Annotated in this window: 24 protein-coding genes; 14 read left to right on the forward strand and 10 right to left on the reverse strand. The window is 70.5% G+C overall.

The window, feature by feature from the left end; all coding sequences use genetic code 11:
• Window position 1 precedes the first annotated feature (1 nt).
• The 6 genes from HDA41_RS22645 to HDA41_RS22670 all read left to right on the forward strand — a co-directional run bounded on the left by HDA41_RS22645 (window position 2) and on the right by HDA41_RS22670 (window position 3,844).
• Window positions 2–799 carry a type III pantothenate kinase gene (locus tag HDA41_RS22645; protein ID WP_184986599.1) on the forward strand — a complete coding sequence of 266 codons (798 nt, stop codon included), beginning with the start codon at window positions 2–4 and terminating at the stop codon, window positions 797–799.
• Between the two features lie 327 nt (window positions 800–1,126).
• Window positions 1,127–1,834 (forward strand): hypothetical protein, encoded by a 708-nt coding sequence (locus tag HDA41_RS22650; RefSeq protein WP_184993650.1) that lies wholly within the window; start codon window positions 1,127–1,129, stop codon window positions 1,832–1,834.
• An 18-nt stretch (window positions 1,835–1,852) separates the two neighbouring features.
• Entirely contained in the window at window positions 1,853–2,041 is a 189-nt protein-coding gene (locus HDA41_RS22655; protein ID WP_184986601.1) for a hypothetical protein, read from the forward strand.
• A gap of 207 nt (window positions 2,042–2,248) precedes the next feature.
• Window positions 2,249–2,683, forward strand: coding sequence for a BlaI/MecI/CopY family transcriptional regulator (locus HDA41_RS22660; protein ID WP_221512441.1), 435 nt, complete (start codon window positions 2,249–2,251; stop codon window positions 2,681–2,683).
• 9 nt (window positions 2,684–2,692) lie between these two features.
• Window positions 2,693–3,226, forward strand: coding sequence for an amino-acid N-acetyltransferase (locus HDA41_RS22665; protein WP_184986605.1), 534 nt, complete (start codon window positions 2,693–2,695; stop codon window positions 3,224–3,226).
• Between the two features lie 282 nt (window positions 3,227–3,508).
• Window positions 3,509–3,844, forward strand: coding sequence for a histone-like nucleoid-structuring protein Lsr2 (locus HDA41_RS22670; RefSeq protein ID WP_010048839.1), 336 nt, complete (start codon window positions 3,509–3,511; stop codon window positions 3,842–3,844).
• A 10-nt stretch (window positions 3,845–3,854) separates the two neighbouring features.
• On the opposite strand, the gene HDA41_RS22675 is transcribed toward HDA41_RS22670, so the two are convergent.
• The gene (locus tag HDA41_RS22675; protein ID WP_184986607.1) at window positions 3,855–4,799 is read right to left on the reverse strand and encodes an SCO3374 family protein; all 945 of its coding nucleotides are present in this window, start codon (window positions 4,797–4,799) and stop codon (window positions 3,855–3,857) included.
• A 430-nt stretch (window positions 4,800–5,229) separates the two neighbouring features.
• Here HDA41_RS22675 and HDA41_RS22680 point away from each other — a divergent pair, with 430 nt between their 5' ends.
• Window positions 5,230–7,755 carry an ATP-dependent Clp protease ATP-binding subunit gene (locus HDA41_RS22680; protein ID WP_184986610.1) on the forward strand — a complete coding sequence of 842 codons (2,526 nt, stop codon included), beginning with the start codon at window positions 5,230–5,232 and terminating at the stop codon, window positions 7,753–7,755.
• 80 nt (window positions 7,756–7,835) lie between these two features.
• Here the strand turns inward: HDA41_RS22680 and HDA41_RS22685 are convergent, their stop codons facing one another.
• Window positions 7,836–8,468 (reverse strand): HAD family acid phosphatase, encoded by a 633-nt coding sequence (locus tag HDA41_RS22685; RefSeq protein ID WP_184986612.1) that lies wholly within the window; start codon window positions 8,466–8,468, stop codon window positions 7,836–7,838.
• A gap of 440 nt (window positions 8,469–8,908) precedes the next feature.
• On the opposite strand from HDA41_RS22685, the gene HDA41_RS22690 reads away from it, so the two are divergent.
• Window positions 8,909–9,625, forward strand: a complete 717-nt coding sequence (locus tag HDA41_RS22690) for a M23 family metallopeptidase (RefSeq protein WP_184986614.1) — start codon at window positions 8,909–8,911, stop codon at window positions 9,623–9,625.
• Between the two features lie 23 nt (window positions 9,626–9,648).
• Here HDA41_RS22690 and HDA41_RS22695 read toward each other — a convergent pair whose 3' ends face one another.
• Window positions 9,649–10,245: a TetR/AcrR family transcriptional regulator gene (locus HDA41_RS22695; RefSeq protein ID WP_184986616.1), complete on the reverse strand. Its 597-nt coding sequence runs from the start codon at window positions 10,243–10,245 to the stop codon at window positions 9,649–9,651.
• Between the two features lie 124 nt (window positions 10,246–10,369).
• On the opposite strand from HDA41_RS22695, the gene HDA41_RS22700 reads away from it, so the two are divergent.
• The 3 genes from HDA41_RS22700 to HDA41_RS22710 all read left to right on the forward strand — a co-directional run bounded on the left by HDA41_RS22700 (window position 10,370) and on the right by HDA41_RS22710 (window position 13,005).
• Entirely contained in the window at window positions 10,370–11,959 is a 1,590-nt protein-coding gene (locus tag HDA41_RS22700; protein WP_184986618.1) for an MDR family MFS transporter, read from the forward strand.
• 101 nt (window positions 11,960–12,060) lie between these two features.
• Window positions 12,061–12,495 carry a helix-turn-helix transcriptional regulator gene (locus HDA41_RS22705; RefSeq protein WP_376706811.1) on the forward strand — a complete coding sequence of 145 codons (435 nt, stop codon included), beginning with the start codon at window positions 12,061–12,063 and terminating at the stop codon, window positions 12,493–12,495.
• 63 nt (window positions 12,496–12,558) lie between these two features.
• Window positions 12,559–13,005: a VOC family protein gene (locus HDA41_RS22710; protein ID WP_086605275.1), complete on the forward strand. Its 447-nt coding sequence runs from the start codon at window positions 12,559–12,561 to the stop codon at window positions 13,003–13,005.
• Between the two features lie 13 nt (window positions 13,006–13,018).
• On the opposite strand, the gene cseC is transcribed toward HDA41_RS22710, so the two are convergent.
• From cseC to HDA41_RS22735, 5 genes are all read right to left on the reverse strand, one after another.
• Window positions 13,019–14,374 (reverse strand): two-component system sensor histidine kinase CseC, encoded by a 1,356-nt coding sequence (gene cseC, locus HDA41_RS22715; protein ID WP_184986620.1) that lies wholly within the window; start codon window positions 14,372–14,374, stop codon window positions 13,019–13,021.
• A gap of 9 nt (window positions 14,375–14,383) precedes the next feature.
• Window positions 14,384–15,085, reverse strand: a complete 702-nt coding sequence (cseB, locus tag HDA41_RS22720) for a two-component system response regulator CseB (protein WP_184986623.1) — start codon at window positions 15,083–15,085, stop codon at window positions 14,384–14,386.
• Window positions 15,086–15,219: 134 nt separating this feature from the next.
• The gene (locus HDA41_RS22725) at window positions 15,220–15,876 is read right to left on the reverse strand and encodes a hypothetical protein (RefSeq protein ID WP_184986624.1); all 657 of its coding nucleotides are present in this window, start codon (window positions 15,874–15,876) and stop codon (window positions 15,220–15,222) included.
• Window positions 15,864–16,403, reverse strand: a complete 540-nt coding sequence (locus tag HDA41_RS22730) for a SigE family RNA polymerase sigma factor (RefSeq protein WP_059423502.1) — start codon at window positions 16,401–16,403, stop codon at window positions 15,864–15,866. Before HDA41_RS22730 ends, HDA41_RS22725 begins: the two co-directional genes overlap by 13 nt.
• A gap of 285 nt (window positions 16,404–16,688) precedes the next feature.
• Entirely contained in the window at window positions 16,689–17,624 is a 936-nt protein-coding gene (locus HDA41_RS22735; protein WP_184986626.1) for an HhH-GPD family protein, read from the reverse strand.
• Window positions 17,625–17,743: 119 nt separating this feature from the next.
• Between HDA41_RS22735 and HDA41_RS22740 the strand changes: the two genes are divergently transcribed.
• Window positions 17,744–19,333, forward strand: a complete 1,590-nt coding sequence (locus HDA41_RS22740) for a sensor histidine kinase (RefSeq protein WP_184986628.1) — start codon at window positions 17,744–17,746, stop codon at window positions 19,331–19,333.
• Window positions 19,334–19,398: 65 nt separating this feature from the next.
• On the forward strand, window positions 19,399–20,022 hold the full coding sequence (locus HDA41_RS22745) for a response regulator (protein WP_376706861.1): 624 nt from the start codon (window positions 19,399–19,401) through the stop codon (window positions 20,020–20,022).
• A 62-nt stretch (window positions 20,023–20,084) separates the two neighbouring features.
• Here the strand turns inward: HDA41_RS22745 and HDA41_RS22750 are convergent, their stop codons facing one another.
• Window positions 20,085–20,726 carry a phosphatase PAP2 family protein gene (locus HDA41_RS22750; protein WP_184986631.1) on the reverse strand — a complete coding sequence of 214 codons (642 nt, stop codon included), beginning with the start codon at window positions 20,724–20,726 and terminating at the stop codon, window positions 20,085–20,087.
• Window positions 20,727–20,901: 175 nt separating this feature from the next.
• Between HDA41_RS22750 and HDA41_RS22755 the strand changes: the two genes are divergently transcribed.
• Window positions 20,902–21,765, forward strand: a complete 864-nt coding sequence (locus HDA41_RS22755; RefSeq protein ID WP_184986634.1) for a hypothetical protein — start codon at window positions 20,902–20,904, stop codon at window positions 21,763–21,765.
• Window positions 21,766–22,114: 349 nt separating this feature from the next.
• Here the strand turns inward: HDA41_RS22755 and HDA41_RS22760 are convergent, their stop codons facing one another.
• Window positions 22,115–22,885 carry an ABC transporter permease gene (locus tag HDA41_RS22760; protein WP_184993654.1) on the reverse strand — a complete coding sequence of 257 codons (771 nt, stop codon included), beginning with the start codon at window positions 22,883–22,885 and terminating at the stop codon, window positions 22,115–22,117.
• Between the last annotated feature and the right edge of the window lie 3 nt (window positions 22,886–22,888).

Genomic DNA, 22,888 nt, shown 5'->3' on the forward strand with positions numbered 1-22,888 from the left:
CATGCTGCTGACGATCGACGTAGGCAACACCCACACCGTGCTGGGCCTGTTCGACGGCGAGGACATCGTCGAACACTGGCGCATCTCCACGGACGCGCGCCGCACCGCCGACGAGCTGGCGGTCCTCCTCCAGGGCCTGATGGGCATGCACCCGCTCCTCGGCGACGAACTGGGCGACGGCATCGACGGCATCGCCATCTGCGCGACCGTCCCCTCGGTCCTGCACGAGCTCCGCGAGGTGACGCGCCGCTACTACGGCGACGTCCCGGCGGTCCTCGTCGAACCGGGCGTCAAGACGGGCGTCCCGATCCTCATGGACCACCCCAAGGAGGTCGGCGCGGACCGCATCATCAACGCGGTCGCGGCGGTCGAGCTCTACGGCGGCCCCGCGATCGTCGTCGACTTCGGCACGGCGACGACGTTCGACGCGGTCAGCGCGCGCGGCGAGTACGTCGGCGGGGTCATCGCCCCCGGCATCGAGATCTCCGTCGAGGCCCTCGGCGTCCGCGGCGCCCAGCTCCGCAAGATCGAGGTGACCCAGCCCCGCAGCGTCATCGGCAAGAACACGGTCGAGGCGATGCAGTCGGGCATCATCTACGGATTCGCCGGTCAGGTCGACGGGGTCGTCACCCGCGTGGCCCGCGAGCTGTCCGAGGACCCGGACGATGTCACCGTCATCGCGACGGGTGGTCTCGCACCGATGGTCCTGGGCGAGTCGTCGGTCATCGACGAACACGAGCCGTGGCTGACGCTGATCGGGTTGCGGCTGGTGTACGAGCGGAACGTGTCCCGTATGTGAGCCGGTGCGCGGCGTTGGCGCCGGGCGTGGTGCGACACGGCGTTCCGAGGTGCTCGGCGCCGGTGCCGGGCCGGGTGGGACCGCCGCCCGGCGGAGCGGGGTCCCGCCTCCTTGGGACGGGTGCCGCCCAAGCGGCACGACTGCCCGCAGCCAGGGCAGCTGAGAGGGACCACCTCGTCGCCCCACCCGCACCCGGGGTGGGCGCACGCGGCGCGCACCCCCGCCCACCTGGGTGGTCCCCCGCGCCACACCCATCCGCTATGCAGAATTTGTCTGATTAGCGCGTATCGTCGCCGCATGCCCACGCCATACGGATCCCGCGGCGGCATGGCGTTCGGCGTGGAGGAGCTGCGTGTGCTCCGCCGCGCTCTCGCCCTCGCCCTCCACCCCACCTCCGCCTCGGCCGACGACGTCCAGGACTGTCTCCGCCTCGCAGAGTCACTCGACGAGGCGATGCGGGAGGGAGCCAGGCTGCGTGCCTTCCTCGTGGCCGACCTCGGCCGGTACCGCGCCGCCCTCCCCGGCACCGCCGCCGGTTACCTCACGCTCCTGGACGAGGCACTGGGCGCCGGATACCGCCCCCACCCCGACGACCTCGCCGCCCTCCGCGCCCTGCGCGGCAACCCCACCGCCGCCGCCCTCCTGGACCGCTGCCACCTGCTCACCGGGCAGCAGCCCGCATGCACCCGTTCGCACTGCCCCACGCCGACGGCTCACCCCGCCGCTTACCCGACTGCTCATCCGGCCGCGCCCGTCACCCCCACCGTCCCCGCCTCCCGCGCCCGCACCCGCCTCCATCTCCTGCCCCTCCCCGGAGGCCTCTCCCGCACCGCCGAGGACACCCCGGAGAAGCAGCCCGAGAAAGACCCGGATAAGAAGCCCGCACGAAAGCCGGCGGCCCCGAAACCCGCCCCCAAGCCAACCCCGGGCACCCCGAAACCCACCCGCCCGATCCCCACCCCGGGCGAGGTCTTCCCGCGCCGCAAGCCCACCCCGCCACCCCCGCCGAACCCCCAGCAGCTCGCCGCGGGCTGACGTGGCTACTCTGGATCCATGGACTACGTCTCCGCGCTCCTGCCCCCGGTCGTCATGGCCGTCTTCTTCATCGGCGTGATCCGGGTGATCGTGAAGACACAGGGCGGCGCCAACAAGGCCAAGGAGGACGCGGCCGTCGACGCCGCCCTCGCGCGCGTGGAGGGCGCCCCCCAGCCCTCCGCGACGCCCCCGAAGGCCCAAGCCTGACCCGACCGCTGCCGCCCTCCCCGGCGCAGCGCTCTGACGGCGTACGACTCAGTGCGGCCCGCCCCCGGCGAGGCTCGTACTTTCGAGTCGTACGCCCTTTTTGCTCCCGTTCGTCGGTGAAGCGCACGTCCGGCACGCGATTGTCGAGATCTCCCACTATTGTTCTGAGCTGTGCCTCGCCCATTGGGAGAACTCGAAGACGCGGTCATGTCGCGGGTGTGGAAGTGGAACCGCCCGGTGACCGTTCGAGAAGTCCTGGAAGATCTTCAGAAGGAGCGGTCCATCGCGTACACCACCGTGATGACCGTTTTGGACAATCTCCATCAGAAGGGTTGGGTGCGCCGCGAGGCGGAAGGCCGCGCCTATCGATATGAGGCGGTCTCCACGCGCGCCGCCTACGCGGCCTCCCTGATGAACGAGGCCTGGTCGCAGAGCGACAACCCCGCCGCGGCTCTCGTCGCCTTCTTCGGCATGATGAGCGAGGAACAGCGAGAGACTCTCCGCGATGCCGTACGCATCGTCCAGGGCCCGGAAACCCAGAAACCGACCGGACCGTCGGAACTGGCCGAGCCGACGCAACGAACGGAACCGGCTGAACCTCCGGAGAACCCCGCCTCTGCTCAGGACCCCGGCGGACGATAGCGTCCCGTCATGTCCGCGAAGAGCCCCGAAGCCCCCGCAAAAGCCATCACCGTCCGACGGGCCCGTACCAGCGATGTCCCGGTGGTGCGCCGCCTTCTTGACGCCTACGTCCGCAGCGGCATCCTGCTCGACAAAGCAACGGTGACGCTTTACGAGGACATCCAGGAGTTCTGGGTCGCGGAACGGGACGACAACGCCGAGGTCGTCGGCTGCGGTGCCCTGCACGTGATGTGGGAAGACCTCGCGGAAGTACGCACTCTCGCCGTGAAGCCCGGCCTGAAGGGCGCGGGCGTCGGACACCAGTTGCTGGAGAAGTTGCTGCACACCGCCCGCTGGCTCGGCGTTCGCCGCGTTTTCTGTCTGACCTTCGAAGTGGACTTCTTCAGCAAGCACGGCTTCGTGGAGATCGGCGAGACGCCTGTCGACACCGATGTCTACGCGGAGCTGCTGCGTTCCTATGACGAGGGTGTCGCGGAGTTCCTCGGTCTCGAACGAGTGAAACCGAACACCTTGGGCAACAGCCGGATGCTTCTGCATCTGTGATCGCCGGGGCGGACACACAAGCCAGTCGCAAGTCGGTCGCAAGACCGCCCGGCCGGTTCGTCAAGACATATTCCGCACCGCCGCCCTGCCCGGGTGCCCCTATGTCCGAAACGCGCACGTTTCCGGGCGGAGGCGGGGCTGTCGGTCTCTGCCGAGGGTTTGTGTTTTTCCGGCAAAAGCGGTTTGCTTTCCGAGGTACTGCAGTACTGCATATAACAGGGGACGGCGATACGGCGGACGCCGCACACCCCGGCCCTGAAGATATCGATGAAAGGAAATCCGGTGGCACAGAAGGTTCAGGTCCTTCTTGTCGACGACCTCGACGGCGGCGAGGCGGACGAGACCGTGACGTTCGCGCTGGACGGCAAGACGTACGAGATCGATCTCACCACCGCCAATGCGGACAAGCTCCGCGGCCTTCTCGAGCCTTACGTGAAGGGCGGTCGTCGTACCGGAGGCCGCGCTTCGGGCGGGCGCGGAAAGGCGCGCGCGGCTTCGAGCGGCAGCCAGGACACGGCGGCCATCCGCGCCTGGGCGAAGGAGAACGGTTACGAGGTCAACGACCGCGGCCGTGTTCCCGCGACCATCCGCGAGGCCTACGAGAAGGCCAACGGCTGAACAGCGGCACCTACCGACCCTGCGCACGCAAGGCCGGCGGCTGTGCGCACACGCGCCGCAGCCGGAGCCGGTGGCACTGCGTGGCCACCGTGTTCACCAGCCGCACGAGATCGGGGGCGTCTCCACCGCCCCCCAAGGCCGACAGCGTCGGCAGCGAGGTCTTGACCTCGCACCCCGGCTCGGGGGGCCGCAGCCACACAGCGGCCCCCTGGGAACCGAACCACCCCAGGGGAAGCGGCCGGCCACGGGATGAGCCGGGCGCGGGGGGCGATCCACGGTCCGCCTCCGGGACCGACGGCACGAACGCCTGACGAGGCAGCAGCCAGCCCCTCTCGTCGGCCGACGGCGCGCTCGCCTCGCACCGCAGCGGCCCATCGCTCTCGCGCGGCACCGAGCCGTCCGGCTCGCGGAACGGCGGCGCGTCCGTCTGGCAGGACAGCGGCCCATCGCTCTCGCGCGGCACCGAGCCGTCCGGCTCGCGGAACGGCGCGTTCGCCTCGCACCGCAGCAGCCCGTCCCTCCCGCACGACATCAGGCCGCCCGCCTCGCAGGACAGCAGCCCACCCCTCCCGCTCCCCGACGGCACACCCATCCCGGGCGGCCGCGGCGCCTCCATGGCACCCCCGGCCCCGATCGCCGCCAGGTCGAGCGGTAGCGCCCCCCACTCCAGCCACTCCAGCAGCCCGGGCAGTTCCTCCGCGCTGCCCGGGGCCACCAGGAGGCGCATGCGGTCACCGAGCACGGCAACCGGCGAGCCCAGCTCCAGGCGCCGCAGGGCCGCGTGTCCCGCCTCGGCGGGCACGTCCAGGACGTCGTAGCGCACCCCCACCGCCAGCCGCAGTGGATCGCCGGGCACCGTCGGCCAGCCCAGTTCGTTCTCGTACCACCGCCGGACCTGGCAGCTCGCGTCGAGCGGCCGACGGGGGAGCGGGATGGGACGAGGGGCGCCGAACATGCCAAGTGCAACAGCCGGAAGGACGTGCGGGTTACGCTGGGTGGTGATGTGAGCGCACAGAGTGTCGAAGTGAGGGCGTGCGGGGGGTGCGGGGAGGCGCAAGGTTGTTCGCCCGTAGCGGAGGGAAGGGGGGCGCTCGGCATGGACTTCCGGTCCGTCCGGGTAAGACATCCCTAGTGGGAGGGGGCGACACGCAGAAAAGGCGGTCTCACGTTCGCCATGGGCGTACTGGCGAAGGGGGTAACTGCCTGGCCTGCGGGAACATCGTCTCGCACCATCGGGTTGGAGCAGATGTCGGCGTTCGGGGTCAGGAGGCCAAGGACGGTGTCGGCAGTTGGAATGAGCGGTCCCCGCTTGCGGGACTAAGCTGCGGAAGGACAGGGAGGGGAAGTTCCCCCCACTGCCTGACCGCTCTGAGGAGCGATTAACGATGTTCGAGAGGTTCACCGACCGCGCGCGGCGGGTTGTCGTCCTGGCTCAGGAAGAAGCCCGGATGCTCAACCACAACTACATCGGCACTGAACACATCCTCCTGGGCCTGATCCACGAGGGTGAAGGTGTCGCCGCCAAGGCCCTTGAGAGCCTCGGGATTTCGCTCGAGGCGGTCCGCCAGCAGGTGGAGGAGATCATCGGCCAGGGCCAGCAGGCCCCGTCGGGTCACATCCCCTTCACCCCCCGTGCCAAGAAGGTCCTGGAGCTGTCGCTCCGCGAGGCCCTTCAGCTGGGCCACAACTACATCGGCACGGAGCACATCCTGCTCGGCCTGATCCGCGAGGGCGAGGGCGTCGCCGCCCAGGTCCTGGTCAAGCTGGGCGCAGATCTGAACCGCGTGCGGCAGCAGGTGATCCAGCTGCTCTCCGGTTACCAGGGCAAGGAGACCGCCACCGCCGGCGGTCCTGCCGAGGGCACGCCCTCCACGTCCCTGGTCCTCGACCAGTTCGGCCGGAACCTCACCCAGGCCGCTCGTGAGTCCAAGCTCGACCCGGTCATCGGGCGCGAGAAGGAGATCGAGCGGGTCATGCAGGTGCTGTCCCGCCGTACGAAGAACAACCCGGTCCTGATCGGCGAGCCCGGCGTCGGCAAGACCGCCGTCGTCGAGGGCCTCGCCCAGGCCATCGTCAAGGGCGAGGTGCCCGAGACCCTCAAGGACAAGCACCTCTACACCCTGGACCTCGGCGCGCTGGTCGCCGGCTCCCGCTACCGCGGTGACTTCGAGGAGCGCCTGAAGAAGGTGCTCAAGGAGATCCGCACCCGCGGCGACATCATCCTGTTCATCGACGAGCTGCACACGCTGGTCGGTGCGGGTGCCGCCGAGGGCGCCATCGACGCCGCTTCGATCCTGAAGCCGATGCTGGCCCGCGGTGAGCTGCAGACCATCGGTGCGACCACGCTGGACGAGTACCGCAAGCACCTGGAGAAGGACGCGGCCCTGGAGCGCCGCTTCCAGCCCATCCAGGTCGCGGAGCCGTCCCTGCCGCACACGATCGAGATCCTCAAGGGTCTCCGTGACCGGTACGAGGCGCACCACAGGGTCTCCATCACGGACGAGGCGCTGGTCCAGGCCGCCACCCTGGCCGACCGGTACATCTCGGACCGCTTCCTGCCGGACAAGGCGATCGACCTGATCGACGAGGCCGGTTCCCGGATGCGCATCCGCCGGATGACCGCGCCGCCGGACCTGCGCGAGTTCGACGAGAAGATCGCCGGTGTCCGCCGCGACAAGGAGTCCGCGATCGACTCGCAGGACTTCGAGAAGGCCGCCTCCCTGCGCGACAAGGAGAAGCAGCTCCTCGCCGCCAAGGCCAAGCGGGAGAAGGAGTGGAAGGCCGGCGACATGGACGTCGTCGCCGAGGTCGACGGCGAGCTGATCGCCGAGGTCCTCGCCACGGCCACGGGCATCCCGGTCTTCAAGCTGACCGAGGAGGAGTCCTCGCGTCTGCTGCGGATGGAGGACGAGCTCCACAAGCGGGTCATCGGCCAGAACGACGCCGTCAAGGCGCTGTCGAAGGCGATCCGCCGTACGCGTGCCGGTCTGAAGGACCCGAAGCGTCCCGGTGGCTCGTTCATCTTCGCCGGCCCGTCCGGTGTCGGTAAGACCGAGCTGTCCAAGGCGCTCGCCGAGTTCCTCTTCGGTGACGAGGACGCGCTGATCTCCCTCGACATGTCGGAGTTCAGCGAGAAGCACACGGTGTCGCGTCTCTTCGGTTCGCCCCCCGGTTACGTGGGCTACGAAGAGGGCGGCCAGCTGACGGAGAAGGTGCGGCGCAAGCCGTTCTCGGTGGTCCTCTTCGACGAGGTCGAGAAGGCCCACCCGGACATCTTCAACTCGCTGCTGCAGATCCTGGAGGACGGTCGCCTGACCGACTCCCAGGGCCGGGTCGTGGACTTCAAGAACACGGTCATCATCATGACGACCAACCTCGGCACCCGGGACATCTCCAAGGGCTTCAACCTGGGCTTCGCGGCCTCGGGCGACACGAAGACCAACTACGAGCGCATGAAGAACAAGGTCTCGGACGAGCTCAAGCAGCACTTCCGGCCCGAGTTCCTCAACCGCGTCGACGACGTGGTCGTCTTCCCGCAGCTGACCCAGGACGACATTCTGCGGATCGTCGATCTGATGATCGGCAAGGTGGACGAGCGCCTGAAGGACCGGGACATGGGCCTCGAGCTCGCCCAGTCCGCCAAGGAGCTCCTCGCCAAGAAGGGCTACGACCCCGTCATGGGCGCCCGGCCGCTGCGCCGGACGATCCAGCGCGAGATCGAGGACAGCCTCTCGGAGAAGATCCTCTTCGGCGAGCTGCGCCCCGGTCACATCGTGGTCGTGGACACCGAGGGCGAGGGCGAGGCCAAGACCTTCACCTTCCGGGGTGAGGAGAAGTCGGCCCTGCCGGACGTCCCGCCGATCGAGCAGGCGGCCGGTGGTACGGGACCGAACCTGAGCAAGGACGCGTAAGCGTCACGGTCGAGTGAAAGGGGCCGGTGCTGAAAAGCACCGGCCCTTTTCGCATGCCTGAGGGCAGCTGCCCTGCCGCGCTACGACAGCTGCCCGTCGTAGTCCGGCAGCTTGTACGTCTTCTCGGCGTGGCCGCCGGAGAGGTCGGTGGCGCTGTTGCCGATGTTCGCGATGATCGTGTAGCCCTTGTTCTCGATGCCGACGCGCTGGGCCGTCTTGTACTCGGCGACGTTCTTGAAGAGGTCGGTGAAGTTCCGGACGTAGAGGCCGGAGACCTGGTAGCCGGCCTGCTTGAGGTTGTACTCGGTGACCGAGTAGATGATGCCCGGGCGGGCGGTCACGAAGAACAGGGCGACACCGCGCTCCTGGGCGTATCTCGCGGCCGCCAGGACCGGCTTGTTGGCCGGTTGCGGGTAGCTGAAGCCGAAGTCGGTCTCCAGGGCCGTGTTGTCGATGTCGAGGACGAGCGCCTGCTTCTCGCCCGGCTTGGCGGCCGCGATCCGCTGCTTCAGATAGGGCAGCGCCTGGTCCATCACCGCCTGGCAGTCCTTCTGCCAGGTCGCGTAGTCGACGTCTGCGGCGGCGGCCGTGGTGACCGCCGTGGCGGCACCTGCGGGGGCCGCCGCCTCGGCCGGTGCGGCCATCGCCACCAGGGCGGCCGCCGAGACGGCGGTCACTGATGCGCGGCGCAACCAGGGGCGTCGGGTCTGCATGTCGTGGGGTCCTCTCACGTCCGTGACGCTGTCAACATGTCGTGTGCATGTTCATGGGCGAGGGTGACGCGAGGGGAACCGTAGGGTTACCGGACGGTAGGTGCATAGAGGCGTGCGCCACATTTCCGGAATGGCCGAAGAGGGCCTCCGGTGACATGCCGCACAGCCGATATGTCCGTTACTAGGCGGAATAGTGCTGAACGGGTCGGGAGGAAAGGGGTTCTTCCTCCGTAGGGGCAGGGTGAAGTGCCGCGTAGTGCGCTGATTCGTCCCTAATGAGCGGCATGTCAAGAGACGTAGAACACTGAACGAAATTACTAACTTACGTCGTAGATCACGTTTTTGGGTGTTTGTCGTACTTCGGGTTACCAAGGGATGGCCATTCGGCGAGCGACTGTGCGCCGGGTGGTTTTCTCCGTCCCCTTCCCCACGAGGTTTCGATGTCCCAGCGCGTCACGTCCCGTTCCTTCCGTACGTCCCAGCTCCGCACCCGTGCGACCGTGCTGGCCGCCGGCCTCGGTGTCTCGGTCGCACTGGGAGCCGGGGTCGCGTCCGCCGCCGACACCACGGCCGCGTCCGGCGCCGCCAGTGCCGTCCAGGCGCAGGCCGCCGCCCAGTCCAAGGCTGCCCAGGCCGAGGCCGCGAAGGCCGCCAAGGCCGCCGCCGTGAAGAAGGCCGCCGCGAAGGCGGCTGCGGCCAAGAAGGCCGCTGTGCAGAAGGCCGCCGCGAAGGCCAAGCCGTCCTGGGTCGACCCGGTGAAGAAGTACAAGCTCTCCGCGAGCTTCGCCCAGAACGGCGGCATGTGGCAGTCCACCCACAGCGGCCAGGACTTCGCCGTGCCGAGCGGCACCCAGGTCGTCGCCGCCCACGGCGGCACCGTCGTCAAGGCCGGCGGCAACGGCGCCGGTGACGGCCCCGCGTACGGCAACGCCGTCGTGATCAAGCACGGCAACGGCACGTACTCGCAGTACGCCCACCTGTCGAAGGTCGAGGTGAGGATCGGCCAGGTCGTCAAGACCGGCCAGGAGATCGCCCGGTCCGGCAACACCGGTAACTCGAGCGGTCCCCACCTGCACTTCGAGATCCGCACGACCCCGAACTACGGCTCGGCGGTCGACCCGGTGAAGTTCCTGCGCGCCAAGGGCGTCAAGGTCTGACGAGGCCGGGCGGCCCGGGCCCGCTAGGAGCCCCGGGCTCCCCGGTGGGCCTGGGTCACCAGGTCCGTGGCGACCTCGAGGACGGCTGTGTTCTTGTCCTCGGGGTCGCCTTCCAGGTCCTGGAGCAGGAACATCCCGGCGTGCAGCGTGAAGAGCGCGCTGACGCAGCGGACCTGGTCGACCAGGTCGGTGTCCGGGTCGATGATGATGTCGCGCAGGCCGCGGATGCGCTCCTTGAAGGAGTCGCCGATGCGCAACTCCCGCACCGTCGCCTGGTTGTCGTGCATGAAGCGGAACAGCGGTGCGGCGCCGGACAGGGTCTCCGCGTAACGGCGGACGATCTCCTGCTTGGTGTCGAGGGTGTGCGGCTGCTGCCGCCCCCACTCGATCAGTTCCTCGATCGGCTTCGTGAGGTCCTCGAAGATGCTGACGAGGATCTCTTCCTTCGTCTTGAAGTGGTAATAGAGCGCCGCCTTGGTGACGTCGAGGCGCTCGGCGATCTCGCGCAGGGAGGTCTTCTCGTAGCCCTGCTCCGCGAAGAGTTCGAGGGCCACGTCCTGGATGCGCTGGCGGGTGTCCCCGCGGCGCCGCTGCCTGGTGCCGTCCATGGTGCCGCTCATCCTCCTACGCCGCTCCCTTTGGGTAAAACTTACTTGACGCCCGGCTAGTTCCGCGGCTAGCTTCCGAGTATAGTCACTAGCCGGTCGGCAAGTAAGTAGCGGTAGCTGGGGGAGTGGGAAAGCAATGGCGGACACGACGGACACACCGGCGGTCGGCGCCGACACCGGAGGGAAACGGCCGAAGAGCGTACGGGTCGTGCTGCTCGCGCTGATGATCGCGATGATGCTCGCGATGCTCGACAACATGATCATCGGTACGGCGATGCCGACGATCGTCGGTGAGCTGGGCGGGCTGGAACACCTCGCCTGGGTGGTCACCGCCTACACGCTCGCCACCGCTGCCTCCACCCCGTTGTGGGGCAAGCTCGGAGACATGTACGGCCGCAAGGGCACGTTCATGACGTCGATCGTCATCTTCCTCATCGGCTCCGCACTCAGCGGTATGGCCCAGAACATGGGCGAGCTCATCGGCTTCCGCGCGATCCAGGGCCTCGGCGCCGGCGGTCTGATGGTCGGCGTCATGGCGATCATCGGCGACCTGATCCCGCCCCGCGAGCGCGGCAAGTACCAGGGCATGATGGCCGGCGTCATGGCGCTGGCGATGATCGGCGGCCCGCTGGTCGGCGGCACCATCACCGACAACTGGGGCTGGCGCTGGGCGTTCTACATCAACCTGCCGCTCGGCGTGGTCGCGCTGGTGGCCGTCAGCGTCGTACTGCACCTGCCGAAGAAGCGGTCCGAGGCGCGGATCGACTACCTGGGCGCCGCCCTGCTGACCGTCGGCATCACCGCGATCGTGCTCGTCACCACATGGGGCGGCACGGAGTACGCCTGGAGCTCCACGCGGATCATGGAGCTGATCGGCATCGGGGTCGCCGCGCTCGTCGGGTTCGTGTTCTGGCAGACCAAGGCCGCCGAGCCGGTGCTGCCGCTGCACATCTTCCGCAGCCGCAACTTCACGCTGATGTCGGTCATCGGCTTCATCACCGGCTTCGTGATGTTCGGCGCCACGCTCTTCCTGCCCTTCTACCAGCAGGCCGTGCAGGGCGCCTCCGCGACCAACTCCGGGCTGCTGCTCCTGCCGATGCTCGGTGCCATGCTCGTCACCTCGATGGTCGCCGGGCGCGTGACCACGAACACCGGCAAGTACAAGGTCTTCCCGGTGGTCGGCAGCGTGCTGATGGTCGTCGGTCTGTACCTGCTGTCGACGATGGATACGGGAACCTCGCGGCTCACGTCCGGTGTCTTCATGGCCGTGGTCGGGTTCGGCATGGGCTGCCTGATGCAGATCACCATGCTGGTCGCTCAGAACAGCGTGGAGATGAAGGACATGGGCGTCGCGTCCTCGTCCACGACCCTCTTCCGCACCCTCGGGTCGTCCTTCGGCGTCGCGATCATGGGCGCGCTGTTCAACCACCGCGTCCAGGACGTCATGGCCGAGCGGGCCGGGGCGCTGGGCTCCAAGGTGACCGAGCAGTCCGCCCAGCTCGACCAGGCCGGCCTGGCCAAGCTGCCGGAGGCGGCCCGTGAGGCCTACCAGCACGCGGTCTCCTCCGGCATGCACTCGGCGTTCCTGCTGGGAGCCGTGGTGGCGGTGGTCGCCTTGGCGGCGGCCGTGTTCGTCAAGGAGGTCCCGCTCAAGGGAGCGGGACCGAAGGCGAAGGACGAGCCGGACGCCCCGGCGGCTCAGCCGCCCGTGGCGGAGGCCGTCTGACCGGACCGCACGAGGCCCCCGGGGTGTGTCCGCCCCGGGGGCTTTGTGATGCCCGGCCGCACACGTCCCCGTTGTCAGACCCCCGTGCCACCATCGGTCGCATGGACAAGATGCGGCAGGTGCGCCTCGCCAAGGACGCCATGGACCGGGACTGGGCCGATCCGGAGCTCGACCTGGACACCGTCGCCGCGCACGCCGGGTACTCGCGGTACCACTTCATCCGCGCCTTCAAGGAGGCGTACGGCGAGACCCCCGGCCAGTACCTCACGCACCGCCGCATAGAACGCGCCGAGGACCTGCTGCGCACGGCGAACCTCTCGGTGACGGAGATCTGCCACCTGGTCGGCTTCAGCAGCGTCGGCACGTTCTCGGCCCGCTTCAAGACCTGGACGGGCCTGACGCCGAGCGAGTACCGGACGAAGCACGTGGGCCGTGGCGCCGCCCTCATACCGGGTTGCTACGCCATGCTCTGGGCCGGTGGCTTCCGCCCGGCGCCCGCCACCGGGCAGCAGCGCAATTCCGGAGAAGCGGGCTGACACCCCCGCTGCCTACCGTGGCAGGGCAAGCACCCACCCCCCGCCGAGCAGCAGGAGCACGCCATGATCAAGGGTCTCGCCATCTCCACCGTCTGGGTCCTCGACCAGGACCGGGCCAAGGAGTTCTACACCGAGAAACTGGGCCTGGAGGTCCGTACGGACATGACCATGGGCGAGGGCGGCATGCGCTGGCTCACCGTCGGCTCGCCGCACCAGCCCGACGTCGAGCTCACGCTGATGGTGCCCGGCGGGCCCGCGATGGACCCCGAGTCCGCCGAGATGCTCCGGAAGCTGGTGACGAAGGGCGCGCTCGGCGCCGGCGTGCTGACCACCGACGACATCCACGGCGACTACAAGAAGCTCAAGGACCGGGGCGTGGAGTTCCTCCAGGAGCCGCAGGAGCGCCCGTACGGCACGGAGGCGCTGTTCCGCGACGACTCCGGCAACTGGTTCTCCTTCACGCAGCCCCGGGAGGGCGGACTCGACCTGGACCAGGACTGGACCTGCTGACCACCCCGAGGGACTACGTCCCCGACCCCGGCAGCATCGGATAACTCCCCGTGTTCGTCGGCGCGTGCTCCGGCAGCCACAGCACGGCGACCGCGCCCTCGGCGGGCAGATGCTCCGGCGTCCCGGGCGTGCGCACGTTGCGGAAGGTCAGCCGGGCGCCCATCACCCGGGCCTGACCGGCCGCGATGGTCAGGCCGAGGCCGTGGCCGTGTCCGGCCCGGTCCTTGCTGCCGGTGCGGAAGCGGCTCGGCCCCTCGGCGAGCAGGTCCTCGGGGAAGCCGGGACCGTGGTCGCGGACCCGGATGACCCTGCCCTCGACGCTGACCTCGATCGGCGGCTTGCCGTGCCGGGCCGCGTTGGCGAGCAGGTTGAACAGCACCCGCTCCAGGCGCCTCGGGTCGGTCGTGACCTCCGACTCGTGCACGATCCGCACCTCGATGTCCGGGTCCTTGGCCGCCACCCGCCGGGCGACGAACTCGCCCAGCATGATGTCCTGGAGCTCCGCCCGCTCCGAGGCCCCGTCCAGCCGGGCCACCTCCAGCACGTCCTCCACGAGCGTGCGCATCGCCTTCGCCCGGTCCAGCACCAGCTCGGTCGGGCGCCCCGGCGGCAGCAGTTCGGCGGCGGTCAGCAGCCCGGTCACCGGCGTGCGCAGCTCGTGCGCGATGTCGGCGGTGACCCGCCGTTCGGCCTCGATGCGCTGGCGCAGCGTGTCCGCCATGGCGTCCACCGCGCTCGCCAGGTCGTCGGTCTCGTCCCGGACGACCCCGCCCATGGCGTCCCGTACGCGCACGTCCGTCTCGCCGCCCGCCAGCTGGCTGGCCGCGACGGCCGCCTTGCGCAGCCGCCGTGAGAGATGCCCGCCGATGAGCACGCCGAGCGCGCTGCCGCCGAGGACGACCGCGATGGAGCCGATGATCAGCGCTTGGTCGAGGTCCTGGAGGATGTCCGAGCTGCGGTCGGTGAAGCCCGAGTGCAGGGACATGACATGCCCGTTCTTCAGCGGCACGGCGGCCCATATGTCCGGCGCGCCACCGGGCCGGTCCGCCACGTACGTCGCCCGCTGGCCCGCCTCCACCCGGTCCCGCAGCGCCAGCGGCAGGTTCGGGTCGTCGATCTTGGCGTTGGGGAAGTTCATCCGCCCGGACAGCTCGAAGTTGCGCTGGGCGATCAGGATGCGCTCGTCGGCGAGGTCGCGCGCGTTGTCCAGCATCGACACCCGGGCGGCGTTGTGCACGACCAGGCTCAGCGCGATCGCCACCAGCGCCCCGACCAGCGCGATGGCCGCGCTCAGCTTCCATCTGAGGCCCGTGCGGATGCCCGCGCGCTCCAAGCCCGTGGCGACCAGGCGCCGGAAGTGCCCCCTCATAACCCCTGCTCAGGCCTTCAACTTGTAGCCGAAGCCGCGGACCGTCTCGATTCGGTCCTGGCCGATCTTCTGCCGCAGCCGCTGCACGTGCACGTCGACGACACGGGTGTCCCCGCCCCAGCCGTAATCCCACACGCGCTCCAGCAGCTTGTCGCGGGAGAGCACCGTGCCAGGCGCCGTGGAGAACTCCAGCAGCAGCCGCATCTCGGTCGGTGTCAGCGCCACCGGCTGCCCGGCCCGGCGGACCTCCATGCCCTCGGTGTCGACCGCCAGGTCACCGAAGGTCAGCACCCCGCCGTTCGCCGGGGAGGCCGGCTCCTCGGACCGGCCGCCGCCCGCGTGCCCGAACCGGCGCAGCACCGCGCGGATCCGGGCGACCAGGACGGCACCGTCGAACGGCTTGGTCACATAGTCGTCGGCACCCGCCTCCAGGCCCAGCACGACGTCGATGGAGTCGGCCCGCGCCGACAGCATGATGACCGGCACAGTCGACTCGTCCCGGATACGGCGGCACAGGCTGACCCCGTCGAGACCGGGAACCATGACGTCCAGCAGCGCGATGTCGGGGCGGTCCGCCCGGAACGCCTCCAGGCCCGACAGTCCGTCGGGCATGGCGGTGACCGCGAAGCCGTCCCGTTCCAGGGCGAGCTGCGTGGCCTCACGGATGACGTCGTCGTCCTCGACGAACAGGACGTGGGTCTGGTCTGCCATCCCGGTGCTCTCAGTCCTCGTGTGGTTCGTGGGGTGCGTGTCGCGTTCCCATTGGGGGACGCACGGTCCGTGTGATGCGTTCACCGGTGGATCGGTCCGAGCGGCCCGATCGGTTCACGCGTCCTGCGCCCGCGTCAGCTCGCGGGCTCCGGCGTGGGGGTGTCGCCGACGACCTTCCCGTAGTCGTTGTGCGTGCGGTACTCCTCGTCGAACCGGCCGGAGGTCCATCGGTAGGTGATCACGTTCTCCCCGGAGGGACTCGACACCGGGTCGCCCTTCTCGTACACCTGCTTGGTCACGACCAGGTCGCCGCGGTCGATCTCCGCGTAGACCGGGGGTTCCTCGGCCTTGAACACATTCTGGTACGAGCCGTCCTGCTCGCGGTACACGTAACTGCCGACACCCACAGCGTCACCGCAGGTCAGCACGTTGACGACGACATCGTCGGCCGAGCCGCCGGTCAGGTTGCCGTAGGACACGTCGACGGGATACTCATCGGCGACGCACGGCTTCAGCTCGTGCTTCACCTCGGGGGAGACCTTCGGGTCGTCCTTGACGAGCCGGACCGCGTCGACCGCGTCGGGCGTCCTCGACGGCGCGGCGGACGGTGTGGCGGCGGCGGCGCCCGCCACCGAGTCGGAGTGCGCCGGGCCCTCGTCACGGGCGCCGGTGCCGCCCGCGCCGCACCCGGACACGAAAAGGGCGAGGGCGGCGAGCACGGCCAGAGCCGTACTCACCGCCTGGGGGCTGCCCCGGGTCCCTGCAGACCCTTCGCCGGTCAGGCCGCGCACCGCTCCCGCTCCTCACGCTCGAGCGCGCGTGCGTCCAGATCGCGGGACTCCAGCTCCTCGCGGAGCCGGGCGAGCGCCCGGTGCAGCGTGCTCTTGACCGTTCCGGCCGACATGCCGAGGGCGGCGGCCGTCTCCTCCGTGGACATCTGCTCCCAGTGTCGCAGCACGACGACGCTGCGCTGCTTCGGGGCGAGCACCTTCATGATGTCCATCAGCAGGGCGCGGTCCGCGTGCTGCTCGGTGGAGTCGTCGACCGAGGCGTCCGGGAGCTGCTCGGTCGGCACCTCCTCCAGCTTGCGGGCCCGCCACCACTCCGTTCGCGTGTTGATCATCACCCGGCGCAGGTAGGCGTCCGCCAGCCGCTTGTCCTCTATGGTCTCCCAGCGGCCGTACGTCCGTACGAGCGCGGTCTGGAGCAGGTCCTGCGCGTCCGTCGGGTCCGGGACCAGTCGGCGGGCACTGCGCAGCAGCGCGTCCTGCCGAGTGCGGACGTACTCCTCGAACTCGAGCACCTCGCCCTGCGCCATGGTGAACCGCCTCCCGTGTCCCCGTTACGGCCGGCTTCCCGCCGCCCGTGCACTGCCCTGTGTTCCTTGGTCGTCCCGTGTCTTCCGGGAACGGAATTGAAGGTACGGAGGCCTTGTCACGGCATTGTCCGAAGCAGCCTTCGGCCAGCACTCGGCTGTCCGTCGGTTGTGTAACGGCCGTGGGAACGGGGTAGAGCGGTGGGCGTGTTGGGGTGGATTCAGGGCGATTTGTCCATCTCGATCACTGTGACGGGCGGCGACCCGCGTCTGTGACCTGCCTGTACGTCAGGTCAGCGGCAGCCGGTACAGCCCGTCCGCCAGCGGCTCCACCAGACCGTCGGCGACGAGGCCGTCCAGGGCGCGAGCCCGCTGCACCGGCTCGTGCCACACCTGGTCCAAGGCCGACTGCGGAACCGGGCCGTGGGCCTCCCGCAGCACGGCGAGCAGCCGCCCGCGCACCTGCCGGTCGGTGCCCGCGTACGTCTGGCCGCGGCGCGGCGGCCCGTCGTGCTCCGGCTTGCCCGCCAGCCGCCACGCGCACTGCGCGGCGATCGGGCAGCGGTGGCACGACTCGCTCTTCGCCGTGCACACCAGCGCGCCCAGTTCCATGGAGGCGGCGGCCCAGCGGGCGGCGGTCGGCTCGTCCTCGGGCAGCAGCGCGCGGGCGAGCTTGCGCTCGGCGGCGGTGGTGGCGTTCGGCGGGTACTGCACGCCGGTGACCGCGCGGGCGAAGACCCGGCGCACGTTGGTGTCCAGCACCGGATGCCGCTGCCCGTAGGCGAAGGAGGCGACGGCGGCGGCCGTGTACTCGCCGATGCCGGGCAGCGCCAGCAGCTGGGCGTGGTCGGCCGGTACGTCACCGCCGTGCCGTTCCGTTATCGCGAAGGCCGCGCCGTGCAACCGCAGGGCACGGCGCGGGTAGCCGAGCCGGCCCCAGGCGCGGACCGCCTCGCCCGGCGCCTCCTTGGCCAGGTCGGCGGGGCGCGGCCAGCGGGCCAGCCACTGCTCGTAGACGGGCAGGACGCGGTTCACCGGCGTCTGCTGGAGCATGAACTCACTGACCATCACACCCCACGCCCCGGCCTCGGGGCGCCGCCACGGCAGGTCACGGGCGTTCTCGTCGAACCAGTCGATGACGGGGGAGTGCAGGCTCTCGCCGGAGGGCGGGCCGGACGCGGGGTCGGCGGGGCTGGTGTGCGGGGGCTTCGTGGGAGCAGTCATGGCCATTCGATCCTGCCACGCGGGGGCCGCGATCCGGGCACACCACCACCCAAGAGGGACAGGCGTACCTGACGATCGGCAGCAGTGCCGCCTTGCTGTCCGCCTATAGCGTCGGGCGAATGGAACGTCCTCGTCCTCGTCCTCGCCTTGCCCGGCTCGGCGGCTGCGCCCTGCTCTGGGCGGTCGTCGCCCTGCCCGCGCTCACGGCGGACCGGATCGGGCTGAACGAGCCGCGTCCTGCCTGGCAGCAGGCGGCCGGTGTGGCGGTCCTGGCGGTCGCGGCCGCCCTGCCCCGGCGGCTGCCGCTCGCGGCCTTCGGGCTGGCGGCGGCCCTGAGCCTCGCCGCCGCCTCGTCCCTGTTCACCGTCTCCTACGGCCCGGCCCTCGGCGTGTTCGCGCTGCTGCTCGGGCTGCGGGCGGGCGCGGCACGCCCCGCGGCGCTGTGCTTCGCGGCCGTCGGCTGCGTAGGCACCGCCCGGATCGTGCTTGTCGGCGTCGACCCGGCCCCCGAGTGGCTCGTCATGACGGGCACGCTGCTCTTCGGCTGCGTCTTCCCCTGGCTCGGCGGTCGCTACTGGCGGCAGAGCCGCGAGCTGGCCGAGGCGGGCTGGGCGCGCGCCGCCTGGCTGGAGGACGAGGCCCGCTTCGCAGAGGAACGCGCCCGGCTGCGCGAAAGGGCCCGGATCGCCCAGGACATGCACGACTCCCTCGGCCACGAGCTGAGCCTCATCGCCCTGCGCGCGGGCGCGCTCCAGGTCGCCCCGGGACTCGCCGGTGAGCACCGGGCCGCGGCGGCCGACCTGCGCGCGGCCGCCGCCGACGCCACGGACCGGCTGCACCGCATCATCGGCGTCCTGCGCGAGGACGACGACGAGCCCGTGCCGCTGGCTCCTGCGGGCGAGACCCTGGAGCAACTCGTCGCCCGCGCCGCGGAATCGGGCCTGCCGGTGCGCTGGGAGCCCGCCGGGCAGGACCCGGCCGCGGAGCCCGGCGGGGTCGCCGAGCGACTGCTGCACCGCGTGGTCCGGGAGGCGCTGACCAACGCGGCACGGCACGCGCCGGGCGCACCTGTGACCGTGGCGGTGACGGGGCGGGCCGCGGGGGTGTCCGTCATCATCACCAACGGCCCGCCCACTCGCGAGAGTTCCCGCCCCACCGGTGGCGGTACGGGCCTGCTCGGGCTGCGGGCCGCGGTGACCTCGGTGGGCGGCGAGTTCGAGGCGGGCCCGCACGGGAAGGGCTTCCGTGTCCGGGCGCACGTCCCCGAGCAGCAGACCGCAGTCGGCCCGGTGCGTCCCGCCCGTGCGCCGTTCACCTACGCCCGCCGGCGCGTCGCCGTCGGCCTCGGCACCGCGGCGAGCGCGGGCGTCGTCCTGGTCGGGGCGGCCTTCGGCTGGTACGCGTACACGGAGAAGCACTCGGTGCTCGAACCCACCGTGTACGCGAAACTGCGCCTCGGCGCCCCGGCGGCCGATGTCGAGCGCGTGCTGCCCGGGCGGGACGTGAACGACCCGCCCGCGGAGCGGGCGCCGGCACCGGCGCCGGAGGGCGCCGACTGCCGCTATTACCGCGCGAGCGGCGAACTCTTCGTCTCCGTCGACCACTTCAGACTGTGTTTCGGCGCCGGGCGACTGGTCGCCAAGGACGTGGTCCCGGGCCTCGGCCTGTCCGGCGAAGGCCGCGAGGAGTACGAGGAGTTCGCACGATGAGCGGGGTGAGCAGGACGAGCGGGACGAGCACGGCGATCCGCGTGCTGCTGGCCGACGACGAGGCCATGGTCCGGGCCGGCGTACGCGCCATCCTGGACAGCAGCGGTGACACGGAGGTCGTCGCCGAGGCGGGCGACGGCCGCGAGGCGGTCGAGCTGGCCCGCGCCCACCGACCGGACGTGGCCCTGCTCGACATCCGCATGCCGCGCCTCGATGGCCTCACGGCGGTGGAGGAGATCGTACGGACCGTGCCCGGCACGGCCGTCGCGATGCTCACCACCTTCTCCGAGGGCGCCTACGTGACCCGTGCCCTCGGCGGCGGCGCCACCGGCTTCCTGCTGAAGTCCGGGGACCCCTACGAACTGATCGCCGGTGTACGGGCGGTGGCGGCCGGTGCCGCGTTCCTGTCGCCCAAGGTGGCCCGGTACGTCATCGACCAGGGCCTCGGCGGCGGCCGGCTCACCCGTGAGGCACAGGCACGCGCGCGGGTGGCCGTGCTGAGCCCCCGTGAACGCGAGGTGCTCGGCCTGGTCGGCGCCGGCCTGTCCAACCCGGAGATCGCCGCCCGGCTGCACCTCGTCGAGGGCACGGTGAAGGCGTACGTGAGCGCGATCCTGGACCGGCTGGGCGTACGCAACCGGGTGCAGGCGGCGATCGTGGCATACGAGGCGGGGCTCGTGGAGGCGTGACGGCCCAAGCGGCGCGGCGTGGGGGCGCGTCCCGGCCGGGTGATGCACGCTTGCGACCCGGCTCAGCGCCGCGCGTGCGAGCCGTACGACGTGACGGGCGCCGTGCCCGGCCCCGTGAACCACCGCACGGCGGGCGCCGTGGAAGTGCGCATCGCCTCGGTCAGCCGCGTCGCCGGGCCCGTGCCCAGCCGTACGGCCACGAGGACGACGAGCGTGCCCAGCCCCAGCCCCGCGACGACGTCGTGCGGATAGTGCACGCCGACGAAGACCCGGGAGAAGGCCATGAGCAGGGCGAGCGGGGCCGTCAGCCACAGGAGCGCGCGCCGGACCAGGGCCAGGGCGACCGCCGAGGCGCCCGCGATCGTGGCGTGGTTGGACGGGAAGGACCAGTCGCCGTGCGGCGGACATGCGGCGAGGGACGCGGCCGCACCGGCGACCGCCCGGCACGGACGCTCCTCCGAGACCACGGACTTGAGCACCTCGCTGCACACGTACGCCACGGCCGTGGCCACAGGCGCAAGGGCCGCGATCGCGAACGCGTGGGGGGTGCCGCGGCGGGCACGCCACCAGGCGGTGGCGAACAGCGCGACGAAGACCAGCAGTCCGGCCTCCGTCCCTGTCGCGGCCCCGTGCTGTACCCACATCGGGGTGTCGTGGGCGAAGTCGGTGATGTCGCGGTAGAGCGCGCTGTCCTCGAAGGTCATGGTCACAGACGGTAGGCGACGGGCCGATACCGTCACACCCAGCGATCGTCGGGTGTCGTACCTGTCGATAGACAGGGGTGGGGTGATTGTTTCCGGGATGATGATCCGGAAAAGTTGTGGTCCCGAGCGGCGGGTGGGACAGGCGAACGCGCCGATCTCTCGTAAGGTTTGCGCCGTGGGATCTCTGCGCAATCCGGTCGGGCCGCTTCCCTCCTCCATCTACTGGCGTCGGAGGGTCGTACTGGTGTCTGTGGTCGCCCTGTTGGCGCTGCTGACCACCTGGATCGTGACCATGGGCGGCGGAGGCGGCAAGGACGGCGACAACGACGCCAACGGCAAGAATCCCGCGCCCTCCATCACGCCCGGCCCGTCGAGTTCGGGTCCGGCCATCAGCCAAGCGCCCGGCGGACGGGACGAGTCGGGCGACGAGGGCTCCGGTGGCTCGTCATCCGGTTCCGGTGGCGGTTCCGGGGGTGGTTCCGGCGACGGCTCGGGTGATGGCTCCGGGGACGGTTCCGGAGCGGGCTCCGGCGGCGGTTCCGGCTCCGGCGGGTCCGCCGGGTCGGGCGGCGCCGGTGGCGGTACCGCGGGGGGCGGCGTCGGCGTGGGCGACACGCTGCCGGCCGGTTCCACGCTGCCCAACTGCACCGCCGGCGTGGTCAAGTTCAGCCTGCGCAGCCGGCACAACACCTACGACCCCGAGCAGACGCCCACGTTCCTGCTGACCGCGCGGAACGTCTCCGGCAGCGACTGCAAGATCGATCTCGGTCCGAAGAACGCGGTGTTCACGATCACCCCGGCGAGCTCCGACGACGAGTACTGGTCCTCCAAGGACTGCCCCAAGGCCGAAGCGCACCAGCTGTACCGGGTGCCCGCGGGCAGCGGCATCACCTACACCGTGAGCTGGGACCGCAAGCCGAGCGCCCCCGAGTGCGCCACGCCTCCGGCGGGCTCGGCCGGGACGGGCACGTACCTGGTGGAAGCGAAGGCTCCGGGCTTCTCGAAGGTGCAGACGTCGTTCGTGCTGTCGGCCGACTGACAGGACCGCCGCACCGGAACGGTCCGCCTCGGCAGGGCGTGGTCGTCCGGCGGTCCTGACGTGCCCGAGGCGATGCGGCTGTAGGGGCGGGACGTTCTGGCCGGGACGGCTCCGGCCGGGATGGTTCTGCTGACCGAGCGCCCCGCCTACGCGGGTCCCGCCCGGGCCATCCCCGCACAGCCCTGTGAATCCCCTCGGCGACACCGAGGGGAAAGGGCCGCTCAGGAAAGGGCCGTACCCAGAACGGGCCGCCCAGGAAAGGGCCGTACCCAGAACGGGCCGCCCAGGAAAGGCCGCCCCGCACCCACCCCGGGGGACGGGCAGGTGCGGGGCGGGGATTCGGGAGGGGTCAGGCGTCCCGGCGCCTGGACACCGCGTACCCGGCCGTCACGGCCGCCGCGGCCCAGGCGCCGAGTACCGCCATGCCGGTCCACGCGTTGAGGACCGTGTCGTCCGGCTGGTCCCGGTAGAGGATGAGTCCGCCGGCGACATCGGGCAGGAACTGCGCCACGTCCCGTACCCCGGGGAGGTTGGTCAGGATCGTCGAGATCATGAAGAACAGCGGGACCAGGATGCCCATGGTCAGCGCGGAGCTGCGCAGGACGGAGGCGAGCCCCATGGCGAACACGCAGAGCAGCGTGGTGTAGAGCACCGCCCCCACCAGGGACCGCAGCACCCCGTCGTCGAGGAGCGAGACGCTCTGCGGATCGCCCATCGCCAGTTGGGTGGCGAAGAAGCCGACGGTCACGACGACGGTGGAGACCACCAGGGCGGTCACGGTGCCGGTGAGCAGTTTTGCCCCGTAGAACACGCCGCGCCGCGGCACCGCGGCGAGGGACGTGCGGATCGTTCCCGTGGAGTACTCGCTGGTCACGATGAGCACGCCGAACACCACGAGCGCGATCAGCCCGAGCCGCAGCCCGCTGAAGCCGGCGGCCACGGGGTCGAAGGTGCTGAGGGCCTCGGAGTCCCGGGAGTCGTAGGAACTGCGCAGGTAGTACCCGGTCAGGAGGGCGACCGCCAGGGTCGCCAGGAAGTAGAGGGCGAGGCTCCACGTCGTGGCCCGGACGGTGCGGATCTTGGTCCATTCGAACGCCATCGCGCTGCTGATCGCGGTCATCGT

Source organism: Streptomyces caelestis, from assembly GCF_014205255.1.
In the GTDB taxonomy this organism is placed as follows: Bacteria; Actinomycetota; Actinomycetes; order Streptomycetales; family Streptomycetaceae; genus Streptomyces; species Streptomyces caelestis.

Bases quoted from the DNA above. Each gene is read 5' to 3' on its own strand.
- HDA41_RS22665 (WP_184986605.1), top strand. From the start codon at position 2,693: ATGTCCGCGAAGAGCCCCGAAGCCCCCGCAAAAGCCATCACCGTCCGA.
- HDA41_RS22685 (WP_184986612.1), bottom strand. From the start codon at position 8,468: ATGCAGACCCGACGCCCCTGGTTGCGCCGCGCATCAGTGACCGCCGTC.
- HDA41_RS22745 (WP_376706861.1), top strand. From the start codon at position 19,399: ATGGTCCGGGCCGGCGTACGCGCCATCCTGGACAGCAGCGGTGACACG.
- HDA41_RS22705 (WP_376706811.1), top strand. From the start codon at position 12,061: ATGGACAAGATGCGGCAGGTGCGCCTCGCCAAGGACGCCATGGACCGG.
- HDA41_RS22730 (WP_059423502.1), bottom strand. From the start codon at position 16,403: ATGGCGCAGGGCGAGGTGCTCGAGTTCGAGGAGTACGTCCGCACTCGG.
- HDA41_RS22710 (WP_086605275.1), top strand. From the start codon at position 12,559: ATGATCAAGGGTCTCGCCATCTCCACCGTCTGGGTCCTCGACCAGGAC.
- HDA41_RS22650 (WP_184993650.1), top strand. From the start codon at position 1,127: ATGGCGTTCGGCGTGGAGGAGCTGCGTGTGCTCCGCCGCGCTCTCGCC.
- cseC (WP_184986620.1), bottom strand. From the start codon at position 14,374: ATGAGGGGGCACTTCCGGCGCCTGGTCGCCACGGGCTTGGAGCGCGCG.
- HDA41_RS22760 (WP_184993654.1), bottom strand. From the start codon at position 22,885: ATGACCGCGATCAGCAGCGCGATGGCGTTCGAATGGACCAAGATCCGC.
- HDA41_RS22645 (WP_184986599.1), top strand. From the start codon at position 2: ATGCTGCTGACGATCGACGTAGGCAACACCCACACCGTGCTGGGCCTG.
- cseB (WP_184986623.1), bottom strand. From the start codon at position 15,085: ATGGCAGACCAGACCCACGTCCTGTTCGTCGAGGACGACGACGTCATC.
- HDA41_RS22695 (WP_184986616.1), bottom strand. From the start codon at position 10,245: ATGAGCGGCACCATGGACGGCACCAGGCAGCGGCGCCGCGGGGACACC.
- HDA41_RS22660 (WP_221512441.1), top strand. From the start codon at position 2,249: ATGTCGCGGGTGTGGAAGTGGAACCGCCCGGTGACCGTTCGAGAAGTC.
- HDA41_RS22675 (WP_184986607.1), bottom strand. From the start codon at position 4,799: ATGTTCGGCGCCCCTCGTCCCATCCCGCTCCCCCGTCGGCCGCTCGAC.
- HDA41_RS22690 (WP_184986614.1), top strand. From the start codon at position 8,909: ATGTCCCAGCGCGTCACGTCCCGTTCCTTCCGTACGTCCCAGCTCCGC.
- HDA41_RS22735 (WP_184986626.1), bottom strand. From the start codon at position 17,624: ATGACTGCTCCCACGAAGCCCCCGCACACCAGCCCCGCCGACCCCGCG.
- HDA41_RS22750 (WP_184986631.1), bottom strand. From the start codon at position 20,726: ATGACCTTCGAGGACAGCGCGCTCTACCGCGACATCACCGACTTCGCC.
- HDA41_RS22700 (WP_184986618.1), top strand. From the start codon at position 10,370: ATGGCGGACACGACGGACACACCGGCGGTCGGCGCCGACACCGGAGGG.
- HDA41_RS22680 (WP_184986610.1), top strand. From the start codon at position 5,230: ATGTTCGAGAGGTTCACCGACCGCGCGCGGCGGGTTGTCGTCCTGGCT.
- HDA41_RS22655 (WP_184986601.1), top strand. From the start codon at position 1,853: ATGGACTACGTCTCCGCGCTCCTGCCCCCGGTCGTCATGGCCGTCTTC.
- HDA41_RS22740 (WP_184986628.1), top strand. From the start codon at position 17,744: ATGGAACGTCCTCGTCCTCGTCCTCGCCTTGCCCGGCTCGGCGGCTGC.